Raw genomic sequence first — 20,986 nt, 5'->3', positions numbered from 1 at the left:
GCATTTTGCCCTGCCGATACCATATCAGCGGCATCGTTTTTCCGCAGGAGATTGAGATGAGCTACAACCCCAATCCGCTTTATGCCGCACCGGAGGACTGGCGCGCCTATAGCGGCGTGTTGAGCCGCCGGGTCTTCGCCTTCATTCTCGACTATGTCATCGTGGCGCTGCTCTGCATTCCCGCGGCGATCGTGCTGTTCTTCCTGTCGATCGTCACGCTGGGGCTCGGCTTCTTTCTCTACCCTGCCCTCTTCGTCATCGTCGCCGGCATTTACTTCGGCCTGACGGTGGGCGGGCCGAGCCAGGCCTCGCTCGGCATGCGCGCCATGGGGATCGCGATCGTGCGCGTCGATGGACGGCCGATGGATTTCATGACGGCGATCGTGCATCTGGCACTATTCTGGATCCTCAACTCGGTGCTGACGCCGCTCATCCTGCTTGCCGGTCTGTTCATCGAACGCAGCCGTCTCGTTCACGACCTGCTGGTCGGCACGGCGACGGTGCGTACAGCCTGAGACTTTAGCTGAGAGGCTCAAACTGACGTGGCGGAGACCAAATAAAGTCTCCGCCTTCTCTTTGCCGACGGGCGCCGGTGCTCCATATCTAAAATTAGAAGACTGATATGAAGGGCGAAAAGCGCCCCGCTGTTGACGTTTTTTATTCTTAGGTCATGCTGTCAGGAAACGGCACGGTCTCGACAAGGAAATTTCCGCGACAAATGAATACGCAGACGACGCCATCACCGCAGTTTTATCTGACGGCTCCGGCTGCGTGTCCGTACCTGCCGCATGAGATGGAGCGCAAGGTGTTCACCCATCTGGTCGGCCCGCGCGCCGCCGAGATGAACGACATCCTGACGCAGGGCGGTTTCCGCCGCTCGCAGAACATCGCCTATCGCCCGGCCTGCGAATCTTGTCGCGCCTGCGTTTCCGTGCGAATTCTCGCCCAGGAATTCGAGCCGGCGAAATCGATGAAACGGGTGCTTGCCGCCAATTCGGACGTCATCGCCACCGAATTCGCAGCCCAGCCTTCCAGCGAGCAATATTCGCTCTTCCGACGCTATCTCGATTTTCGCCACCAGCAGGGCGGCATGTCCGACATGACCGTGCTCGATTATGCCATCATGGTGGAAGACACGCATGTGAATACGAGAATCATCGAATACCGCCGGCGTGAGGAAGGCTCGGGACTGGAGCAGCGTCCGAAGGGCGAACTGCTTGCCGCCGCCCTCACCGACACGATGAGCGACGGGCTGTCGATGGTCTATTCCTATTTCAATCCGGCCCTGGAGCGGCGTTCGCTCGGCACCTTCATGATTCTCGACCATGTCCGGCGCACGAAAGCGCTGGGACTGCCGCATGTCTACCTCGGCTACTGGGTTCAAGGGTCGCGGAAAATGGACTACAAGACGCGCTTCCAGCCGCAGGAGCATCTGACCCCGCGCGGCTGGGAACGCTTCGATCCCTCATCCATGCCCGAGAGCACCCACGACTGAATGTTCCCCACCGCTCTTTCCGACCATCGGAAGGGCCTGCTGCTGACGGCGATCGGCGGGCTGGCGCTTTCCGTGGATATCCCGCTGATGAGGCTCGCCGACGGCGAGCTGTGGTCGATCCTGGCCGCGAGAAGCATCGCGACCCTTATCGTGACGCTTCTGGTCGCCACAGTGCTCAGGATCGCCAATGGGCGCTGGCCGCTGCTGGTGCCGGGTTGGCCGGGCCTCGTCACCGGTCTGCTTTACGGCCTGACGACGGTGGTCTTCCTTCTCGCCGTTTTCAACACGTCGACGGCCAATGTCGTTTTCATCGTCGCTTTCAATCCGATGTTCGCCGCGCTTCTTTCCTGGATTTTCCTCAAGGAGCGGCCGGCGCCGGCAACGCTGATCGCCATGGCGGCGATGATCTTCGGCGTCGGCCTGATCGTGCGGGACGGGCTTTCGGGCGGCCATCTCTTCGGCGATACGATGGCGCTTCTCACCGCCTTCATCATTGCCGCCGCCATCACCATCAGTCGCGCATCCCGCCGGGAGATGGGCTTCGTCTCGCTGCTTTCGACGGTGCTGCCGGCGGCGGTCGGCCTGATCTCGGTCATGCCGGCAGGCGGCTTTTCGATCGAGCATCCGGCCTGGATCCTCTTCAACGGCGCGGTGATGATGCCGCTTGCCTTCTGGTGCCTGGCAACCGGGCCGCGTTACCTCTCCGCGCCGGAGGTGGGCATGTTCTACCTGCTCGAAACCGTGCTCGCGCCGATCTGGGTGTGGCTGATCTTTGCGGAAACGCCGGCGCCGATGACGCTGGTCGGCGGCGGCATCCTGGTGGCGGCGATCGCAGGCCATTCCGTCTGGATCGTGCGGAGGAAAAGCATCGTTCAAATGGCAGGCTAGGACGTCGTCGCCTGCTCTACCTCATGTTATAACTCCGTTACCACACAGAGGATGAAGCGATGAACGTCACAATCCGCAAGATCGGCAATTCCGAGGGTATTTTCGTTCCCAAGGGAGTTCTCGACCGTCTTGGATTGAAGGCTGGCGATTCACTGGAGTTGCAGATCGAAAACGGCGGCATCACTTTGAAGCCGGCCGATGAGGATTTGTCTCGTCAGCTCGAGGCGGCGCGATATTTCATGGACAAGTATAAGGTCGCCTTGAAAAAGCTGGCCGAATAATGGCCTTCAAATTCCTGACGAGACCATTGGCGGAGAGCCTGCAAAAAATGCAGATCGAGCGCTTCGGCGGTCTCGCAGGACTGCGTGACGAAGGCGCGTTGGAATCTGCTCTCGGCCGGCCTGTACACAAGGCAAATTACGGCTGCGACGGCGTCATCGAACTCGCCGCCGCCTATCTTTTCGGTCTTGCCCGCAACCGTGCATTCGTCGACGGCAACAAGCGGATCGCGATCGTAATCGCCGCTGTGTTCCTTCTCGAAAATGGCTACGAGATCGAAACGACCGATGCCAATCTCTACGCTTTCGTTCTTGCGGTAGCCGCCGGCGAGATCGACGAAGAAGGTGCGACCCGCTTCCTGCGGGATTTCAGCCTACCGCTCAACCCGTCGCCTTGAACTGCTGCTGCTCCAGTTCCCTGCCAAGCCCCTCGACCACATGCGCCCAGCCTTGCCGGGTCTTTTCCTCGTGCTCGGCCCATTCGGCGCACATTTCGTGGGTCAGCGTCAAACGGCTGCCGCCGCCAAGAGGCTCGATGTTGATTTCGACACGGTCGCAATTGTGGTCGTGCTCCTCGACGGAAAAGCTGAAGACCATGCGTTGCGGGCGCTTCAGCTCCAGGAAAACGCCCTGATGAAAGGCGTCGCCGGTCGGGCGGCGGTCGACGACGAAGAAACGGCCGCCGACACGCGGATCGATATCGGCGCGGATGACGTGACCGTCATCGGTCGCAAACAGGAAGCGGCGGGCGATTTCGGGGTTGAGCCAGGCGTCGTAGACGACGGCGGGCGGCATCCTATAGGTGTGGCTGACATGCAGTTTGATGGTGCTGGCGGGCATCGATTTTCCTCCGGTAACGGCGCGCACACTCCTCCCGTGCGCGGCCTGCGGCCATTCCGTCCGCCTCCGGAGCCGGCCTGCTCATATTTTTGCTAACAGGATTGAGATAGAGGAATTGTCGCGCCCGCCAAGAGTCGGGCGCGGAATTTACTGCATCTAAGTTTTACAATGCCCCTTGCGCGTCTGAAAAGACGCGCGGCGCTGTCGTGCCTCAGAGCATGATGCCGAAAAGTGTGAACGGTTTTCGGACGACATCATGCTCTAACTATTTAAATTAGAACAGGATTCAGATTTTAGGCCGAACAGGCCTAAAATCATCCTGTTCTAGCCGGCGAATTTGCCGCTACGCGGGAAACCCTTCGGCACGGTGCGACCGGCGGTGGCGCGATCGGCCAGCCACTCGGCGAGCTCGTCCTTGTTCTTCGTGAAGGTGCGGCCGGCGCTGTCTTCCCAGACGAGGCCGTCTGATATCGCGAAGCAGCGGACGTCGGAAATGCCACCATCCTTGTAACGCTGCAGACGCACGCCCTTGCCGCGCGACATTTCCGGCACCTGCGCCAGCGGGAAGACCAGCAGCTTCCGGTTTTCGCCGACGACGGCGACATGGTCGCCGCTGACGGGCACGAGCAGCTGCGTTTCCTCGGGCAGCCCGACATTCATGATCTGCTTGCCCTTGCGGGTATTGGCGACCAGCTCGGCCTCCGGAACGACGAAGCCGTTGCCGGCGGTCGAGACGATCAGCTGCTTGCGCGAGGGATCATGGACGAAAGCGGTCAGCACCGCCTGGTCGTTATCCATATCGACGATGATACGCAGCGGCTCGCCGTGGCCGCGGCCGCCCGGCAGCTTGTCGCCGCCGAGCGTGAAGGCCTTGCCGCCGGTGGTGACGATCAGGATCTTCTCCGTGGTTTGCGCCGGGAAGGCGATCTTCAAGCCGTCGCCTTCCTTGAAGGTCAGCGCCGCCGTATCGGCGATATGGCCCTTCAGCGCGCGGATCCAGCCCTTTTCGGAAATGACGACGGTGATCGGTTCCTTCTCGATCATCGCCTGCTGGATCGCTTCCTCGTCGGTCTCGGGCGCGTCGGCAAACTGGGTGCGGCGGCGGCCGATCTCGGTCGCCTTGGCGAATTTCTTCTTCACTTCGCCGATTTCCCAGGCGACCGTCTGCCACTGCTTGTCGTCGGAGGAAAGCAGCGTCTCGATCTCGCCCTTTTCCTTCGTGAGTTCGTCGAATTCCTTGCGGATCTCGAACTCTTCCAGCTTGCGCAAGGCGCGCAACCGCATATTGAGGATCGCCTCGACCTGATTGTCGGTGAGATCCCAGCGCGCCATCATCACCGGCTTCGGCTCGTCCTCTTCGCGGATGATGCGGATGACCTCATCGATGTTGAGGTAGGCGACCAGCAAGCCGCTGAGGATTTCGAGGCGTCTGTCGATCGCCGCCAGACGGAAGCGCGAGCGGCGCTGCAGAACTTCGCGGCGGTGGTCCAGCCACTCCTTCAACACCTCGTTCAGCGCCATGACCCGCGGGATGCGGCCCATGGAGAGCACGTTCATGTTGAGCGGGAAGCGGCTTTCGAGCTCCGTCAACTTGAACATCGATTCCATCAGGATCGTCGGATCGACGCTGCGGGTCTTCGGCACCAGCACGACACGAATGTCTTCGGCCGATTCGTCGCGGATATCTTCCAGCAGCGGCAGCTTGCGGGCGATCAGCAGCTCGGCGATCTTCTCGATCAGCCGCGATTTCTGCACCTGGAAGGGAATTTCGGTGATGACGATCTGGTAACCGCCGCGGCCAAGATCTTCCGTCTGCCATTTCGCCCGCACGCGGAAACCGCCGCGGCCGGTGCGGTAGCTCTCTATGATGCTTTCGCGGTTGTCGATGATGATGCCGCCGGTGGGGAAATCCGGGCCGGGAATGAATTCGACGAGCTTTTCGACGGTCGCATCTGGATGTTTGATCAGATGCAGGGCGGCATCGCAAAGCTCGTGGGCATTGTGCGACGGGATTGAGGTCGCCATGCCGACGGCGATGCCGGAGGAGCCGTTGGCGAGCAGGTTCGGGAAGGCGCCGGGGAGGACGACCGGCTCGGAATTCGATTCGTCGTAAGTGTCGCGGAAATCGACGGCATCCTGATCGATGCCTTCGAGCAGCAGTTCGGAGACCGCCGTCATCTTCGATTCGGTGTAACGCATGGCGGCGGGGCTATCGCCGTCGATATTGCCGAAATTGCCCTGGCCGTTGACCAGCGTGTAGCGCTGCGAGAAATCCTGGGCGAGACGGGCAAGCGCGTCGTAGATCGATTGGTCGCCGTGCGGATGGTAGTTACCCATCACCTCGCCGACGATCTTGGCGCATTTCCTGAAGGCCGAGTTCGGCCTCAGCCCCATCTCGTTCATCGCGTAGACGATGCGGCGATGGACGGGCTTCAGCCCGTCGCGCACATCAGGCAGGGCGCGGTGCATGATGGTCGACAGCGCATAGGCAAGGTAACGCTGCTCGAGCGCCGCCTTGAGGTCGACCGGTTGGATGTGATCGTCGTCTCCGCCTGAAGGCGGCAAAATCTCTTGTCCCATAGGTTCTGACTAGCTCAGAAGAGGCCGGCGGGCAAGGAATCGGGGCCATTGCAGCTGTGGATGAAGTCTTCGGACCGACATCAAAGGATGAGACAAACGCTCCGCCGCAATTTGGACTTCGTTTGCCGTTCCTCTCAACAAAAATTTAGCGGTCGGCAAATATAAAGCAGGCCCAATCCGTAGTAGCGTCACTGCAGATTTCCAACCGCCACCACGCCACCAGAGGAATCACCCCATGAACTTTTACCGGACAACGCGGCTGATGCTGTCGAGCGCAGCCTTTCTCTCGCTCGCCGGCTCGGCTTTCGCTCTCGACGGCGCCGATCTGCTGAAGAAGCTCAATGCCGCCTATGCCGCACAAGGCGGAACGATTTCGGCTGACAGCGTCGATATCGACGGCACGACTGCGACGCTGAAGAATGTCAGCGTCAAATCTGCCGGCGGCGAAAGCCTGGCCGTTGGCGAAGTCACCCTTTCCGGCGTCGAAGAAGACGAGGATGGCGGCTATTACATCGAAGAGGCCGCCTTCCCCGATATCAACACCACGAAGGACGGCGTCACGGTCACGGCGCAGGAGCTGACGCTCGGCGGCATCTCGATCCCGGCAACGCCGGGCGGCGACACGCTCGATACCATGATGCTCTACGAAACTGCCCATACCGGCCCACTGAAGGTGGTCAAGGATGGGGCGGAATTGTTCTCGGTGCTCGAAAGCGACGTCAACCTGACGCTGCGCGAAGACGAATCCGGCTTCGATTTCGACGGCGCCTTCAAAAGCATGAAGGCCGATCTCAGCAAGGCTGAGGATCCGCAGAGCAAGGACGCGATCGAGAAGCTGGCCCTGCAGCACATCCAGGGCGACATCACCATGAAGGGCGCCTGGGAACTGGCCCCCGGCACGATCGATATTTCGGAGTTCGCCTTCGACTTCACCAACATCGGCAAGCTGAACCTTGGCTTCAAGATCTCGGGCTACACGATGGCCTTCGTGAAGTCGCTGCAGGATGCGATGAAGCAATCCGAAGCCAACCCGAACAAGGAAGAATCGCAGCAGGCGCTCGGTCTTGCCATGCTCGGCCTGATGCAGCAGCTGTCCTTCGAGGCCGCACAGGTGCGCTTCGAAGATGCCTCGATCACCAAGCGCGCGCTCGATTATGCCGGCGCACAGCAGAACATATCCGGCAAGCAGATGGCGGATTCGCTGAAGGCGATGACGCCGATCATGCTGGCGCAGCTCAATATCCCGGAACTGCAGAACGCCGTTTCGGCTGCCGTCAACACCTTCCTCGACGATCCGAAGAGCCTGACCGTCAAGGCCGCTCCTGAAAAGCCGGTACCGTTCCCGACGATCGTCGGCGCTGCCATGGGCGCTCCGAACACGCTGCCGCAAGTGCTTGGCGTCAAGGTTACCGCCAACGACTGATTGCGTCGATCTTGAGATCAAGGGCCCGGCAGTCGTGAACTGTCGGGCCCTTTCGTTTTCAGGCGCGATGACGGGCGACCTCGGCGATGGCGAGGACTGCGATATCAAGCAATTCCTCTAGCGATGCGCCGTCCCTCGCCTGCACCGACATGCCCTGGATGATGGCACCGAGGAACCGTGCCAGCGCGCGGGGGTTTGTCTCTGGCTTCATGTCGCCCTCGCGGATGCCACGCTCGATCCTCGCCGTGAAAGCGTCCAGTGACCGACGGCGCATCGCTGCAACATGGTCGGCGATCACGGCGTTCTCGCTGGCGCAGTTCAGCACGGCCGTCGAGATCATGCAGCCTTTCGGATGCTCCGGCGCCGAGAAAATCGCCGCCGAGCCCCGCAATATGCGCTCGAAGGCGGAGACGGTGTCGATCGGCTCGCCGAGCGCGGAAAACGTATCGGCGCCCAGCCCTCGGTATTGCTCCAGCGCGGCGCGGTAAAGATCGGCCTTCGAGTTGAAGGCGGCATAGAGGCTTTGCGGGGTGATGCCCATGGCGGCGGTGAGATCGGCGATCGAGGCGCCCTCATATCCATGCGCCCAGAAGGTCTCGCGCGCCGCCGACAGCACGGTCTCGCGGTCGAAAGCCGGTGGGCGGCCGCGGCGGCGAGCGGTAGAATTTTTCACGTCGGTAGTATTTTTCACAATGATCACTCTAGAAATTCGAAGCGGCTTTCTATATTCAGGAACGGTCATTGTGATTATAGAAGGTTTAATCTGATGAGTCTTCCCCTCGAAATGCCAGACGCCGACAGGAATTCATCGCTGACAGCAGCGGTCGATGCGGCCATCACAAGCGCGCTCGACGACAAACGGCTTGTGGGAACGGTGGTGTTCGTCGCCCGCAACGGAGAGATCGTCCATCGCCGTGCCGCCGGTCTTGCCGACCGCGAGAACGGTCTGGCAATGCACGAGAACACTATCTTCCGGCTTGCCTCCATCACCAAGCCGATCGTCACCATCACCGCGATGCGGCTCGTCGAGCAGGGAAGAATCGGGCTCGACGACCCGGTGACGAGATGGCTGCCGGACTTCCGGCCGAGGCTGCCTGACGGCGGCGAAGCAACCATTCGCATCCGCCACCTGCTGACCCATACGTCCGGCCTCAGCTACAGTTTCTTCGAAGAGGACGATGCCTATGCCCGCGCCGGCGTTTCCGACGGCCTCGCTGAACCCGGACTGCCGCTGGCCGAGAACCTGCGGCGGATCGCCAGCGCACCGCTGCGCTTCGCGCCAGGCAGCGACTGGCAATATTCCGTCGCCATGGATGTTCTGGGCGGCATCATCGAGGCGGAAACCGGCGTGCCGCTGGGCGAGGCCGTCGCTGATCTGGTGAAGAAACCGCTTGGCCTTGCCGACACGGCGTTTTCGGTTCGCGATCGCAGCCGGCTGGCAGCGGCCTATATGAACGCTTCACCGGAACCAGCGCTGATGGGCGAGAATGCGCTGGTGATGTCGGAGATGGGTCCCATCCGCTTCGCGCCGAACCGCATCTTCGACCCCGCCTCCTATCATTCGGGCGGCGCCGGCATGGCGGGAACGGCGGGTGAAATCCTGGCCATACTCGATATCATCCGTAGGGGTGGGGCACCGCTACTCTCGACCGAAACCGTACAGATGATGATGACGGACCAGGCCGGCGGGCGCCGCCAGCAGCACGAACCCGGCTCCGGCTTTGGCTTCGGCTGGTCTGTTATCACCAATCCGGCCGAGGCAGGCGTCCCCTTCCCCAAGGGCACGCTGAAGTGGGGCGGCGTCTACGGCCATAGCTGGTTCATCGACCCGGTCAACGGGTTGACCGTCGTTGCGCTGACCAACACGACGCTGGAGGGCATGTGGGGCAAGTTCACAGTCGATCTTCGCGAAGCAATCTACGCGGCATTGTGAGCGACCGAACCAACAGAAAAGCCCGGCGATTTGCCGGGCTTTTGCATTCGGGATCAGACGATCTCAGTCTTTCTTGACCGGCGGGATCGGCCGGATCGAGAGTTCGCGCAGCTGTGTCGGCGCTGCCGGGCTCGGCGCGCCCATCAGCAGGTCCTGGGCCTGCTGGTTCATCGGGAACAGCGAGATTTCGCGCAGGTTCTTCGCGCCGACGAGCAGCATGACGATACGGTCGATACCGAAGGCGGCGCCACCATGCGGAGGCGCGCCGTACTGGAAGGCGCGGTAGAGGCCGCCGAAACGGTCTTCGACATCCTGCTGGCTGAGGCCGACCTTCTCGAAGGCGGCGACCATGGTTTCCGGCGACTGGTTACGGATCGAGCCCGAGGCGATTTCGAAACCGTTGCAGACAGCGTCGTACTGGAACGCCTTGATGGTCAGCGGATCCTGGTTCTGAAGCGCATCGAGGCCGCCCTGCGGCATGGAGAACGGGTTGTGGGCGAAATCGACCTTCTTTTCTTCCTCGCTCCATTCGAAGAACGGGAAGTCGACGATCCAGCAGAGTTCGAAACGGTCGCGATCGACAAGGTTCAGCTCTTCGCCGGCCTTGGTGCGGGCTTCACCGGCAAACTTGTAGAACTTCGCCGGATCGCCGGCAACGAAGAAGCAGGCGTCACCGTCATCGAGGCCGAGCTGGGTACGGATCGCGTCGGTGCGCTCCTCGCCGATGTTCTTTGCAAGCGGGCCTGCGCCCTCGAGCTTGTCACCTTCCTTGCGCCAGAAGATGTAGCCGAGGCCAGGCTGACCGGTCGACTGCGCCCAGGCATTCATGCGATCGCAGAACGCTCTTGAACCGCCGGTCTTGGCCGGAATAGCCCAGATCTCGACCTTCGGGTTGGAGGCGATCATGCCGGCGAAAACTTTGAAGCCCGAGCCGGCAAAATGCTCGGTCACGGCCTGCATGACGATCGGGTTGCGCAGATCGGGCTTGTCGGAGCCATATTTGCGGATCGCTTCGTCATAGGGGATGCGCGGCCATTCCTTGGTGACCGGCTTGCCTTCGGCGAATTCCTCGAAGATCGAGGTCATCAGCGGGCCCATCGTGTTCCAGACGTCTTCCTGGGTGACGAAGCTCATTTCGAGGTCGAGCTGGTAGAATTCGCCCGGCAGGCGATCGGCGCGCGGGTCTTCATCGCGGAAGCACGGCGCGATCTGGAAATAGCGGTCGAAACCCGCCACCATCAGCAACTGCTTGTACTGCTGCGGCGCCTGCGGCAGCGCATAGAAAGTGCCGGGATGGATGCGCGACGGCACGAGGAAGTCGCGCGCGCCTTCCGGCGAGGAGGCCGTCAGGATCGGCGTCGTGTACTCCGTAAAGCCGACATTGCCCATTTCGCGGCGCATGGCCGAGATGACCTGGGTGCGCTTGACAATATTCCGGTGCAGCGTTTCGCGGCGAAGATCGAGGAAACGATACTTCAGGCGGACGTCTTCGGGATAGTCCGGCTCGCCGAAGACCGGCAGCGGCAATTCCTTGGCGGCGGAGAGGACTTCGAGCTCCTGTGCGTAGAGCTCGATCTCGCCGGTTGCCATGGTCTTGTTGACGGTGTCTTCGGTGCGGGCCTTGACGAGGCCGTCGATACGGATGACCCACTCGCCGCGCACGGTTTCCGCCATCTTGAAGGCCGGGCTGTCGGGATCTGCAACGACCTGGGTGATGCCGTAATGGTCGCGAAGATCGATGAAGAGAACGCCGCCATGGTCGCGAACGCGGTGAACCCAGCCGGAGATACGGACGGTCGAGCCGACATCCGACTTGCGGAGGGCGGCGCATGTGTGGCTGCGATAGCGATGCATGATCTCAAATCCTGGCATGTGGCTTAAGACGGCAGCAAGGGTTCCAAGACCCTCAAGCGCCGACAAGAAAATCGGGCGGAAAAGCGCATGGACGCTCCGATTTGTCAAGGCTTGGCGCGCGCGGCCGAGCGTTTGACACGCGTTTATGGCGAGGCTGCGACCGGCATGCTGCGGCAGTTTGGCTACGCTTCCTGTATTGATGAAGATGCCGGTCAACTTTAAAAGGATCGGCATTCTCACCGTGGAGCATCCGCATGCCTCTCCTTAGCCGACGCAACCTTCTCAAGGCATCCGCTGTGGCGGGCGCCTATGGCGTCGGCATCGGCATTGCCGGTAAATTCGGATTCGCCGAGGCGGCTCCCGAGCCGCAGCTGCTGACGGCGGTGAAGACCGAAGCCATGCTGACCGAGGCGGGACCGACCAGGGATATCATGAGCTGGGGCCATGACGGCATGCCGCCGATTCTCAGGATGAGGAAGGGGCGACCCTATGCGGCGCGGCTGAAAAACGGGCTCGACGAGCCGACGACGATCCACTGGCACGGGCTTCGCATCGAAAACCGCATGGACGGCGTGCCGTTCATGACGCAGCCCTACGTCTATACCGGCGACAGCTTCGACTATGCCTTCACACCGCCCGATGCCGGCACCTTCTGGTATCATCCGCATTGCAACACGCTGACGCAGATGGGGCACGGGATGACCGGCGTCATCGTCGTCGAAGATCCGGCCGATCCGGAATTCGATGCCGAGGTGGTGCTGAACCTGCGCGACTGGCGGCTCGGCGGCAACGGACAATTTATTGCCCCCTTCCGGCCGCGCGACGCTGCCAAGACCGGCACCTACGGCACGGTGCGCACCGCCAACTGGGACCAAGAGCCGCGATATGACGCGCCGGCCGGCGGGCTGGTGCGGCTGCGCATTGCCGTCACCGACGTGACGCGGATTTTCTCGCTGAAGATGGAAGGCGCCGAGGCCATCGTCATCGCGATCGACGGCAATCCGGTGCCGAAGCGTTTTTCCCTCGACCTCCTGCAGATCGGACCGGGTCAACGGCTCGATCTTGCCGTGCGCATGCCTGATGGTGAAGGCGCGGTCGCGACGCTCGAGGATATCCGCGGCACGGCGCCGAAGACGATCGCCAGCCTGCGCGCGGTCGGATCATCGTTGAAGCGCGCCATCGGCGATCTTCGGCCGCTTGTCGACAATCCCGTCCCGAAGGCCGATCTAACCGCTGCCGAGCAGATCCCGCTGGTGCTGAGCGCCACGGCCGAGAATGCCGCCGTCGAAAGCATCTGCGGCACGCTCGGCTACAGTTTCTGGGCCATCAACAAGGTACCGTGGCCAGGCGACACGCCCGATCCGACGGCGCCGCTTGCGGAATTGAAGCTCGGCAAGAGCTATGTCTTCAATCTGGAGAATACCACGCCGCATGCGCATCCGATCCATCTGCATGGGATGAGCTTCACGGTGATCTCCTCCTCGACGCGGGCGGTGATGCCGCTGGTCTCCGATACCTATCTCATCCAGCCGGACGAGAAGGTGCAGCTTGCCTTCGTCGCCGATAATCCCGGTGACTGGCTGCTGCATTGCCACATCATCGAGCACCAGAAGACGGGCATGACGAGCTATCTCAGGGTCAGCTGAGGCCGCCAGCACTTTCGCCGCGATTGCCGCCGTGCATCGCGCCGTGCCTCAGTTTGGACGTGATTCTTAGCCAACAATGCTCGAAGCGTATGCTGTTGTATTGACATATCGAACCGAAAGGAGAAGGAAGGTTTAACCGACCTTTTCCTTGCGAATGAAATGATATGATCGAAACCACCGCCGATTTGGCGGCCGCCTGCAAAGAGCTGGCCAAGTCCGACTTCATCACCATCGACACCGAATTCCTGCGTGAAACGACCTTCTGGCCGGAGCTCTGCCTGATCCAGATGGCAAGCCCGACGACGGAAGTTCTCGTCGATCCGCTGGCCAAGGGCATCGATCTCGCCCCCTTCTTCGAGCTGATGGCCGATACGAAGGTGCTGAAGGTCTTTCATGCGGCGCGCCAGGACATCGAAATCATCTTCAATCGCGGCAATCTCATTCCGCATCCGATCTTCGACACGCAGGTCGCCGCCATGGTCTGCGGCTTTGGCGACAGCGTCTCCTATGACCAGTTGGTCAGCCGCATCAAGAACGTCCATATCGATAAGTCGTCGCGCTTCACCGACTGGAGCCGCCGGCCGCTCTCGGACAAACAGCTGGATTATGCGCTGGCCGACGTCACCCACCTGCGCGACGTCTACCTGTCGCTGAAGGCGGAACTTGATCGCGAAGGCCGCACCTCCTGGCTCTCCGAGGAAATGGACATTCTCGAGTCGCGCGAAACCTACGACATGCATCCCGACGATGCCTGGCAGCGGCTGAAGATGCGCCTGCGCAAACCGCAGGAGCTGGCGATCCTGAAATATGTCGCCGCCTGGCGCGAACGCGAGGCGCGCGCCCGCAACGTGCCGCGTTCGCGGGTGCTGAAGGATGATGCGATCTACGAGATCGCCCAGCAGCAGCCCAAGGACACCGAGGCGCTCGGCCGTCTGCGCACCGTTCCGAAGGGTTGGGAGCGCTCAACTTCCGGCGCCGCGGTCATCGAGGCCGTCAACACGGCGCTTGCTCTACCGAAGGCCGATATGCCGCATGTACCACGCCAGGCGCAGGCGCCCGAAGGGGCCGCTGCTGCCGTCGAATTGCTGAAGGTGCTGCTGAAGCTGATTTCGGAAAAACACGGCGTGGCGCCGAAGGTGATCGCCAATAGCGAAGATCTCGACAAGATCGCCGCCGAGGGCGAGAAGGCCGAAGTCGCTGCCCTGCACGGCTGGCGGCGCGATCTTTTCGGCGAGCCGGCACTGCAACTGATCCAGGGCGCGATCGCTCTGCGCTTCGTCGACCGGAAGGTCGAAACCGTCAGCCTCTGAGGCGACTGCATCACGCCTTAAATCGGCATCGATTTAAGGATAATTATGCAGTCATTCAAAGTGCTGCAGCGCCGCGCGTCTGAAAAAGCCGCGCAGCGCTGTAATTTCGAATTCGCTTGACGGTTTTTTCCGGCCTGAAACAATGGAGGGAAGAAACATCACGGCGCAGAGGCGGCATGCGGGAAATAACTCCGACACAGAATTGGATCCTGATCACGATCGTCCTTGCGGCCAGCGGCGTCGTCTATGATCTGATGTTCTACTCCAATCAGACGCCGATCATCGGGGCGATCTTCGCGCTCTTCATCGGCATGCCGATCCTCGCCTTCGAGCGCAAGGTGCTGTTTCGGACGCTTTATAGACGCATCCAGAAGCTGCCGACCTTCGCCTTCATCATCACCGAGCTGCTGATCTACGAAATCCTGATGAGCATCGGCTTTGCCTGCGCCGGCCTGCTGCTCTGGTCGCTCGGCATGGTGAAGCCGGTGTCGCTCCTCGACCTCGTCATCATGCCGTTCGAAGTCTTCGTCTATGCGTTGGCAGTCTGCACGATGCTGATCTTCGTCTTGCGCGTGCGAGAACTGCTTGGTCGTGAAGTTTTCCTCAGCATGCTCATCAGCCGCTACCGCAATCCGGTCCGGGAAGAGCGCGTCTTCCTGTTCATCGACCTCGTCGATTCGACGGCTTTTGCCGAAAAGCACGGCGACCTCAGGGCGCAACAGCTGCTGAGCTCGCTGTTTGCGACCTTCGCCGAGCCCGTCAGGCGCCACAAGGGCATGATCAATGACTATGTCGGCGATGCAGCGATCATCACCTGGCCGCTTGCCCGCGGCGTCAAGAATGCGCGCTGCGTGCGCTGCATCTTCGATATCCTTGCCGATATCGAAGCCAATGCCGCCGGCTGGCGGAAAAATTACGGGCAGGTGCCGAAGCTCCGCGCCGCCCTTCACGGCGGCGAGATCATCACCGCCGAAATCGGCGTCGACCATCACAAGATCAGCTATTTCGGCGATACGGTGAACACCACCGCCCGGCTGGAGACGCTCTGCCGCAGTCTGAACCGATCGATTCTGATCTCCAGCGAGCTTGCCCGGCGCATGAAATTTCCCGATGACATATCCTGCGAGGATCTCGGCACCCATGCCGTGAAGGGGCGCGGCCAGGCGCTCGGCGTGATGGCGCTTTCCTCGCGCGCGGTCACCGTGCTGAACACGCCGGCGGTCATTCTGCACGGCTGAGCACCGTCTGACCTTACGTCACCAAAGCTTCACCCAACCGTCAATTCGCTGACACGGAAGCCCTGCTAAGCGGAAGGCCTTTGCAATCCGCTCCACGGGGATATTATGAAGAACGTCCTTTTTGCTTCCGTATCGCTTTTCATCCTGGTCGCGGGCTCCGCTTCGGCCGACCAGCAGCAGTTCCCGGCCAAGCTCGCCGGCCAGGCGATCCTGCCTGCCAACACCATGGTTCCGGCACCGGCCGATGCCCCCGAATTCCTCAAGCATTCCGGCAAGTTTACGACGCCGGACCGTAAGCGCACCGAAGCGCTCGGCACCGTTCCCGGCAAGGACGGAGCCCGCATCACCGATCTGAAGCTTCCCTTCGACGGCCAGCCGATCCAGGGTTTCTCGGGGGTCAAGACGATGGCCGACGGCACCTTCTGGACGCTCTCCGACAACGGCTTCGGCTCGAAGTCCAATTCGTCGGACTCCATGCTCTTCCTGCACCAGATGAAGTTCGACTGGGCCGGCAACAAGGCCGAAGTCGTCAAGAACCTCTTCCTCTCCGATCCGAACAAGATCGCTCCGTTCCCGATCGTTCTCGAAGGCACCGATACGCGTTATCTTACCGGCGCCGACTTCGACATCGAATCGATCCAGCCGGTTGCCGACGGCTTCTGGATCGGCGACGAATTCGGTCCCTACATCCTGAAGTTCGACACGTCAGGCCGCCTCACCGACGTCATCCCGACGACGCTCGACGGCAAACCGGTGCTTTCGCCCGACAATCCGCTTCTCTCGGTTCCGGCCAACCCGGCCGCCAAGATGCCGGTCTTCAATCTGAAGCGCTCCGGCGGCTTCGAAGGCCTTGCCATGTCGAAGGACGGCGCCAAGCTCTACGGCCTGCTCGAAGGCGCCATCTACAAGGATGACGGCACGGTGGAAACCCTCGATGGCCACACCGCCATCCGCGTCATCGAGTTCGATGTCGCCTCCAAGAAGTGGACCGGCCGCAGCTGGCTCTATCCGTTCGAAGACAAGGGTGTCTCGATCGGCGACTTCAACATGCTCGACGAAACGACCGCTCTCGTCATCGAGCGCGACAACGGCGCCGGCACGACCGACAAGGCCTGCGCCGATCCGAAGCAGCCGAAGCCGGATTGCTTCGAAGCTCCGGCCGTGTTGAAGCGCGTCTACAAGATCGAGTTCAACGACGCCAATGTCGGCAAGGCCGTCCGTAAGATCGGTTATATCGACCTGCTGAACATCCAGGACCCCGACAACAAGAAGAAGGCCGGCAGCAAGGACGGCGTCTACGACATGCCGTTCGTGACGATCGAAAACGTCGACCGCGTCGACGCCACGCACATCATCATCGGCAACGACAACAACCTGCCCTTCTCGGCCGGCCGCGCCGTCGACAAGGCTGACAATAACGAGTTCAGCCTGCTTGAGGTTGGCGAGTTTTTGAACGCGAAGTAATTCGAGCGTGATGTGAGATAGAGAGGGCGGTGCGCAGGTGCCGCCTTTTTTCGTTGACGCTGTGCCGTGTGTGCCCCCCCTCTGCCCTGCCGGGCATCTCCCCCACAGGTGGGGAGATTGGCTGGGCGTAACGGCTTCCCCAAACAATCAGCGTCCAGCACGGCGAAACGATAGATGGGCAGGACGTTCAAGCCACTTGTGATCTCCCCACCTGTGGGGGAGATGCCCGGCAGGGCAGAGGGGGGCTGGTACGGCACAACGGCCGCAAATCAAACCTATTCGAACCGAAACGCCAACCGCTTGTTCGTGAGCCTCGACAGCTGTTGCAAGCGGCCGTCCAGGCGTTCGCCGGCGAAATCGCGGTATTCGGGAGGCACGACGAATTCGAGGTCGAGGTCCGGGCTCGAGGATTTGCGGAAGGTCAGGTTCTTGACGATGCCGGGCATCGAGGCCGAGAAGAGGTAGACGACGCGCAGCATGCCGCCGAGCAGCTTGGCGCGCTCGATGAGCTGCGGCGTGGCGATCTGCGCCAGTTGACCGGTGGCGCCGTCGTCATGCAGGCCTTCGAAACGGTAATAGTTGGAAAGCGCGATAAAGGCGCGGCCGGGATGACTGATGCCGACGAAGGAAGAGTGGGCGATGACGTTCAGCGCCTGCAGGCCGCGATAGTCCGGATGGGCGCGCCAGCTGATATCGGCCAGCAGACAGGCCGCCTGACGGTAGCGGCTTTCCTCTTGGGTTTCCTGGATGCCGAAGAGGGGCATCATGCGGCCGGTCCATTCCGCCAGCTCGCGGGCATGCTCCGGCGAACGGGCACGCAGGATCGCCAGTTCGCCGGCGGCGGCAAGCAGCGGATCCAGGCGGCGCTCGGACTCCGACAGCAGCGAATAGAGATATCCCTCGCGCACACCCTGCGCCGAGAAGGAAATCACCGACGGCTTCATCGCGCTCAACACTTCCTTCATGGCGATAGCGCCGAAGGGCAGCAGTGAACGGCGGTGCTTGGAAACGGCCTGCAGCGCCGGCTCCCTGGAATCGCGCGCGGTCACCTGTTCGAGGAACAGCATCATCGCTTCGAAAGACACCTCATAGCCCTGCATCATGTGCAGCGGATAATGGGTGATTTCCATGTGCAGCTTGGCAATGTTTCGCCAGGTGCCGCCGACGGCGTAGAAGGTGCGGCCCTCGCCTTTCGACAGCAGCTTTGCCGTCTTCAGCTGCTTTCGGGCAAAAGTCTGAGCCTTGGAGAGCGAACCGCCGGCATATTCCGACAGGCGCAGGCCGCCGAGCGGCAGCGTGATGCCCTTGCCGAACTCCTTGCCCTTGATATCGATCAGCTCCAGCGAACCGCCACCGAGGTCGCCGGCAATGCCGTCAGGATTATAGAAACCGCTGATGATGCCGAGCGAGGCGAATTTTGCCTCTTCCTCGCCCGAGAGCACGCGAACCTTGCGGTTAAGGATGGTTTCTGCCTGATGGATGAAATCAGGACCGTTGCTCGCCTCGCGCGCGGCCGCCGTCGCCAGCACATACATGGTGGCAGCGCGCGCCTGGTCGGACAGAGCCTTGAAACGGTGCAGCGCCGCCAAAGCCCGAGCCACGCTGTCTTCATCCATCTTGCCGGTAAGGGCTACGCCCTTGCCGAGGCCGCAGAGGACCTTTTCGTTGAAGAGGACGGTCGGCGAACGGGACATGCCTTCGTAGACGACAAGACGAATGGAATTCGATCCAATATCGACGACGGAGACCGGGGCGATCCCCGGAAGGCGCCCCTGGGCTTCAGATTCAACCATTTAGGTCCAGTATTACTTGTTGTTGCGGCCTTCGAGCAGGCCGGCGATCAGCTTCGGCGCACTGGACTTCAGAGCTTCACCACGGCCTGATAGGCTCGGATTGGTCATGAAATACTGCTGCGCATTGAACGGTTCTTCGCCCCTGCGCACTTCCATGCGACGCGACGTACCGTCGGGCAATATCTCGTAGCTTTGTTGATTGTCAATCACGTTGCCGAGCATAATCTGTGACAAGACCTGCTCGTGAACGGTGGGATTCGTCAGCGGAACCATGGTTTCGACGCGGCGATCGAGGTTTCTCGGCATCATGTCAGCCGAGCCGATGTAAACCAGCGCCTTGTCGGACGGCAGGCCGTGGCCGTTGCCGAAGCAGAAGATGCGGCTGTGTTCGAGGAAGCGGCCGACGATCGACTTGACGCGGATCTTTTCCGAAAGGCCGGCCACCTGCGGACGCAGGCAGCAGATGCCGCGCACGACGAGATCGATCTCGACGCCGGCATGGCTGGCGCGATAGAGCGCGTCGATGATGTCGGGGTCGACAAGCGAATTCATCTTCATCCAGATCGCCGCCGGCGCGCCGTCCCTGGCGTGCTGGACCTCTTCCTCGATGTGACGCAGGATGCGCGAGCGCATCGTATAGGGCGAGATGGCAAGCTGCATGCCCTCTTCCGGCTCGCCGTAGCCGGTGATGAAGTTAAAGATGTTCGCCATGTCGTGGGCGATGACGGGATTGCAGGTGAAGTAGGAGAGATCGGTATAGATCTTCGCGGTGATCGGGTGGTAGTTGCCCGTTCCGAGGTGGCAATAGGTTCGCAGCTTGCCTTCCTCGCGCCGGACGACCATCGACATCTTGGCGTGGGTCTTGAGCTCGATGAAGCCGAAGACGACCTGCACGCCAGCGCGCTCGAGATCGCGCGCCCAGCGGATGTTCGCCTCTTCGTCGAAGCGGGCCTTGAGCTCGACCAGCGCCGTCACCGACTTGCCGGCTTCGGCGGCGTCGATCAACGCGCGGACGATCGGGCTGTCGTTGGAGGTGCGGTAGAGCGTCTGCTTTATCGCCAGGACGTCAGGATCGCGCGCAGCCTGGAGAAGAAACTGGACCACCACGTCGAAAGATTCGTAGGGGTGGTGGACGACCATGTCCTTTTCGCGAATGGCGGCGAAGCAGTCGCCGGCATGCTCGCGGACGCGCTCGGGAAATCGCGCATTATAGGGCGCATACCTGAGATCCTCGCGCGGCGCCTTGGTGATCTCGGACAGGGTGTTCAATGCCAGAAGGCCCGGCAAAACGGCGACGCGATTATCAGGGATATTGAGCGCCTGAACGACGAACTGACGCAGCGAGGCCGGCATTTCCGAGTCGGTCTCGATGCGGATGACCTTACCGCGGCGGCGGCGCTTCAGCGCCGTTTCGAAGAAGCGGACGAGATCCTCGGCCTCTTCCTCGACTTCGATATCGCTGTCGCGGATGACGCGGAACGTACCGGAGCCCTGCACCTCGTAACCCGGGTAGAGCCGATGGATGAAGATGTTGGCGACATCTTCCAGCGTGATGTAGCGGATGGTGCTTCCATCATCCGGCAGACGAACGAAGCGGTCGAGCGCCACCGGCAGGCGCAGCAGCGCCGTCATCGGCTCGCGGCCATTCTTGCTGACCAGTTGCAGACCGATCGAGAAGCCGAGATTCGGAATGAACGGGAACGGATGGGCGGGATCGATCGATAGCGGCGTCAGCACCGGGAAGATCGCTTGTTCGAATTCGGCGGCCAGCCATTGGCGGTCGGCATCGCTCAAGGCGCCGGGACGCACGATCAAGATGTCTTCCTTGGCGAGATATTGCTGCAGCACGGCGAGCGAGGCCTGCTGCTCCATCTGCAGATGGTCGATCTCCTGCAGGATCGAGTCGAGCTGCTCGGCCGGCGTCTTGCCGTCGGGGCTGCGGATGACGATGTTCTGACGCACCTGACCCTCGAGGCCGGCGACACGCACCATGAAGAATTCATCGAGGTTGGCGGCGGAGATCGACAGGAAGCGGACGCGCTCGAGCAGCGGATGCTCGGTATTCAGCGTCTCTTCCAGAACACGGCGGTTGAACTGCAGCCAGGAGAATTCCCGGTTGATGAAGCGTTCGGGGCTCTTGAGCAGCTCTTCCAGCGGGGGGACGTTATCGTTGATCTCAGGAGTAAGTTCCTGCTGTTCTGCGACTGCACTATCCATGGTCCGCTTACCCCGTTATCAACCGCA

Annotated in this window: 18 protein-coding genes; 12 read left to right on the top strand and 6 right to left on the bottom strand. The window is 61.4% G+C overall.

Annotated elements, in window-relative coordinates; translation table 11 throughout:
* Positions 1 to 56 precede the first annotated feature (56 nt).
* The 5 genes from GR198_RS24530 (at position 57) to GR198_RS24510 (ending at position 3,059) form a co-directional block, all read left to right on the top strand.
* Positions 57 to 515, top strand: a complete 459-nt coding sequence (locus GR198_RS24530; protein WP_003547150.1) for an RDD family protein — start codon at positions 57 to 59, stop codon at positions 513 to 515.
* 203 nt (positions 516 to 718) lie between these two features.
* The gene (locus GR198_RS24525) at positions 719 to 1,495 is read left to right on the top strand and encodes an arginyltransferase (protein WP_029872912.1); all 777 of its coding nucleotides are present in this window, start codon (positions 719 to 721) and stop codon (positions 1,493 to 1,495) included.
* Positions 1,496 to 2,383, top strand: coding sequence for a DMT family transporter (locus GR198_RS24520; protein ID WP_029872913.1), 888 nt, complete (start codon positions 1,496 to 1,498; stop codon positions 2,381 to 2,383). It begins immediately after the preceding gene.
* Positions 2,384 to 2,442: 59 nt separating this feature from the next.
* Positions 2,443 to 2,664 (top strand): AbrB/MazE/SpoVT family DNA-binding domain-containing protein, encoded by a 222-nt coding sequence (locus tag GR198_RS24515; protein ID WP_164069721.1) that lies wholly within the window; start codon positions 2,443 to 2,445, stop codon positions 2,662 to 2,664.
* The gene (locus tag GR198_RS24510) at positions 2,664 to 3,059 is read left to right on the top strand and encodes a type II toxin-antitoxin system death-on-curing family toxin (RefSeq protein ID WP_029872915.1); all 396 of its coding nucleotides are present in this window, start codon (positions 2,664 to 2,666) and stop codon (positions 3,057 to 3,059) included. The genes GR198_RS24515 and GR198_RS24510 overlap by 1 nt, the downstream gene beginning before the upstream one ends.
* On the opposite strand, the gene GR198_RS24505 is transcribed toward GR198_RS24510, so the two are convergent.
* Both GR198_RS24505 and parC read right to left on the bottom strand, forming a co-directional pair.
* Positions 3,043 to 3,501 (bottom strand): SRPBCC family protein, encoded by a 459-nt coding sequence (locus GR198_RS24505; protein WP_029872916.1) that lies wholly within the window; start codon positions 3,499 to 3,501, stop codon positions 3,043 to 3,045. The two genes, GR198_RS24510 and GR198_RS24505, sit on opposite strands and share 17 nt — an antisense overlap.
* A gap of 324 nt (positions 3,502 to 3,825) precedes the next feature.
* Positions 3,826 to 6,081, bottom strand: coding sequence for a DNA topoisomerase IV subunit A (parC, locus tag GR198_RS24500; RefSeq protein WP_029872917.1), 2,256 nt, complete (start codon positions 6,079 to 6,081; stop codon positions 3,826 to 3,828).
* 235 nt (positions 6,082 to 6,316) lie between these two features.
* Here parC and GR198_RS24495 point away from each other — a divergent pair, with 235 nt between their 5' ends.
* Positions 6,317 to 7,504, top strand: coding sequence for a hypothetical protein (locus tag GR198_RS24495; RefSeq protein ID WP_029872918.1), 1,188 nt, complete (start codon positions 6,317 to 6,319; stop codon positions 7,502 to 7,504).
* 58 nt (positions 7,505 to 7,562) lie between these two features.
* Here GR198_RS24495 and GR198_RS24490 read toward each other — a convergent pair whose 3' ends face one another.
* On the bottom strand, positions 7,563 to 8,204 hold the full coding sequence (locus tag GR198_RS24490) for a TetR/AcrR family transcriptional regulator (RefSeq protein ID WP_029872919.1): 642 nt from the start codon (positions 8,202 to 8,204) through the stop codon (positions 7,563 to 7,565).
* A 66-nt stretch (positions 8,205 to 8,270) separates the two neighbouring features.
* Here GR198_RS24490 and GR198_RS24485 point away from each other — a divergent pair, with 66 nt between their 5' ends.
* The gene (locus GR198_RS24485; RefSeq protein WP_164069720.1) at positions 8,271 to 9,437 is read left to right on the top strand and encodes a serine hydrolase domain-containing protein; all 1,167 of its coding nucleotides are present in this window, start codon (positions 8,271 to 8,273) and stop codon (positions 9,435 to 9,437) included.
* A gap of 63 nt (positions 9,438 to 9,500) precedes the next feature.
* On the opposite strand, the gene aspS is transcribed toward GR198_RS24485, so the two are convergent.
* Positions 9,501 to 11,291: an aspartate--tRNA ligase gene (aspS, locus tag GR198_RS24480; RefSeq protein ID WP_164069719.1), complete on the bottom strand. Its 1,791-nt coding sequence runs from the start codon at positions 11,289 to 11,291 to the stop codon at positions 9,501 to 9,503.
* A gap of 87 nt (positions 11,292 to 11,378) precedes the next feature.
* On the opposite strand from aspS, the gene GR198_RS36155 reads away from it, so the two are divergent.
* The 5 genes from GR198_RS36155 to GR198_RS24460 all read left to right on the top strand — a co-directional run bounded on the left by GR198_RS36155 (position 11,379) and on the right by GR198_RS24460 (position 16,949).
* Positions 11,379 to 11,513, top strand: a complete 135-nt coding sequence (locus GR198_RS36155; protein WP_261315226.1) for a hypothetical protein — start codon at positions 11,379 to 11,381, stop codon at positions 11,511 to 11,513.
* Between the two features lie 32 nt (positions 11,514 to 11,545).
* A complete protein-coding gene (locus GR198_RS24475; RefSeq protein WP_029872922.1) occupies positions 11,546 to 12,937 on the top strand; it encodes a multicopper oxidase family protein in 1,392 nt (463 codons plus the stop codon).
* A gap of 164 nt (positions 12,938 to 13,101) precedes the next feature.
* A complete protein-coding gene (gene rnd / locus GR198_RS24470; RefSeq protein WP_029872923.1) occupies positions 13,102 to 14,247 on the top strand; it encodes a ribonuclease D in 1,146 nt (381 codons plus the stop codon).
* 176 nt (positions 14,248 to 14,423) lie between these two features.
* Positions 14,424 to 15,485 (top strand): adenylate/guanylate cyclase domain-containing protein, encoded by a 1,062-nt coding sequence (locus GR198_RS24465; protein WP_029872924.1) that lies wholly within the window; start codon positions 14,424 to 14,426, stop codon positions 15,483 to 15,485.
* A 105-nt stretch (positions 15,486 to 15,590) separates the two neighbouring features.
* Positions 15,591 to 16,949: an esterase-like activity of phytase family protein gene (locus tag GR198_RS24460; protein ID WP_029872925.1), complete on the top strand. Its 1,359-nt coding sequence runs from the start codon at positions 15,591 to 15,593 to the stop codon at positions 16,947 to 16,949.
* A 275-nt stretch (positions 16,950 to 17,224) separates the two neighbouring features.
* Here the strand turns inward: GR198_RS24460 and ppx are convergent, their stop codons facing one another.
* On the bottom strand, positions 17,225 to 18,742 hold the full coding sequence (ppx, locus tag GR198_RS24455; RefSeq protein ID WP_029872926.1) for an exopolyphosphatase: 1,518 nt from the start codon (positions 18,740 to 18,742) through the stop codon (positions 17,225 to 17,227).
* Between the two features lie 12 nt (positions 18,743 to 18,754).
* Complete coding sequence (locus GR198_RS24450) at positions 18,755 to 20,959, bottom strand: RNA degradosome polyphosphate kinase (RefSeq protein WP_029872927.1); 2,205 nt, start codon at positions 20,957 to 20,959, stop codon at positions 18,755 to 18,757.
* Between the last annotated feature and the right edge of the window lie 27 nt (positions 20,960 to 20,986).

This window comes from Rhizobium leguminosarum, assembly GCF_010668065.1.
Taxonomy (GTDB): domain Bacteria; phylum Pseudomonadota; class Alphaproteobacteria; order Rhizobiales; family Rhizobiaceae; genus Rhizobium; species Rhizobium leguminosarum_S.
The sequence above is the reverse complement of the archived record's forward strand: the minus strand, read 5'-3'. Positions and strand labels throughout refer to the sequence as shown.

What these genes read in the sequence shown, in the direction of transcription:
- ppx (WP_029872926.1), bottom strand. Translation starts at nt 18,742, where the DNA reads ATGGTTGAATCTGAAGCCCAGGGGCGCCTTCCGGGGATCGCCCCGGTC.
- GR198_RS24450 (WP_029872927.1), bottom strand. Translation starts at nt 20,959, where the DNA reads ATGGATAGTGCAGTCGCAGAACAGCAGGAACTTACTCCTGAGATCAAC.
- parC (WP_029872917.1), bottom strand. Translation starts at nt 6,081, where the DNA reads ATGGGACAAGAGATTTTGCCGCCTTCAGGCGGAGACGACGATCACATC.
- GR198_RS24505 (WP_029872916.1), bottom strand. Translation starts at nt 3,501, where the DNA reads ATGCCCGCCAGCACCATCAAACTGCATGTCAGCCACACCTATAGGATG.
- GR198_RS24520 (WP_029872913.1), top strand. Translation starts at nt 1,496, where the DNA reads ATGTTCCCCACCGCTCTTTCCGACCATCGGAAGGGCCTGCTGCTGACG.
- GR198_RS24510 (WP_029872915.1), top strand. Translation starts at nt 2,664, where the DNA reads ATGGCCTTCAAATTCCTGACGAGACCATTGGCGGAGAGCCTGCAAAAA.
- rnd (WP_029872923.1), top strand. Translation starts at nt 13,102, where the DNA reads ATGATCGAAACCACCGCCGATTTGGCGGCCGCCTGCAAAGAGCTGGCC.
- GR198_RS24465 (WP_029872924.1), top strand. Translation starts at nt 14,424, where the DNA reads ATGCGGGAAATAACTCCGACACAGAATTGGATCCTGATCACGATCGTC.
- GR198_RS24460 (WP_029872925.1), top strand. Translation starts at nt 15,591, where the DNA reads ATGAAGAACGTCCTTTTTGCTTCCGTATCGCTTTTCATCCTGGTCGCG.
- GR198_RS24475 (WP_029872922.1), top strand. Translation starts at nt 11,546, where the DNA reads ATGCCTCTCCTTAGCCGACGCAACCTTCTCAAGGCATCCGCTGTGGCG.
- GR198_RS36155 (WP_261315226.1), top strand. Translation starts at nt 11,379, where the DNA reads ATGGACGCTCCGATTTGTCAAGGCTTGGCGCGCGCGGCCGAGCGTTTG.
- GR198_RS24525 (WP_029872912.1), top strand. Translation starts at nt 719, where the DNA reads ATGAATACGCAGACGACGCCATCACCGCAGTTTTATCTGACGGCTCCG.
- GR198_RS24495 (WP_029872918.1), top strand. Translation starts at nt 6,317, where the DNA reads ATGAACTTTTACCGGACAACGCGGCTGATGCTGTCGAGCGCAGCCTTT.
- aspS (WP_164069719.1), bottom strand. Translation starts at nt 11,291, where the DNA reads ATGCATCGCTATCGCAGCCACACATGCGCCGCCCTCCGCAAGTCGGAT.
- GR198_RS24530 (WP_003547150.1), top strand. Translation starts at nt 57, where the DNA reads ATGAGCTACAACCCCAATCCGCTTTATGCCGCACCGGAGGACTGGCGC.
- GR198_RS24515 (WP_164069721.1), top strand. Translation starts at nt 2,443, where the DNA reads ATGAACGTCACAATCCGCAAGATCGGCAATTCCGAGGGTATTTTCGTT.
- GR198_RS24485 (WP_164069720.1), top strand. Translation starts at nt 8,271, where the DNA reads ATGAGTCTTCCCCTCGAAATGCCAGACGCCGACAGGAATTCATCGCTG.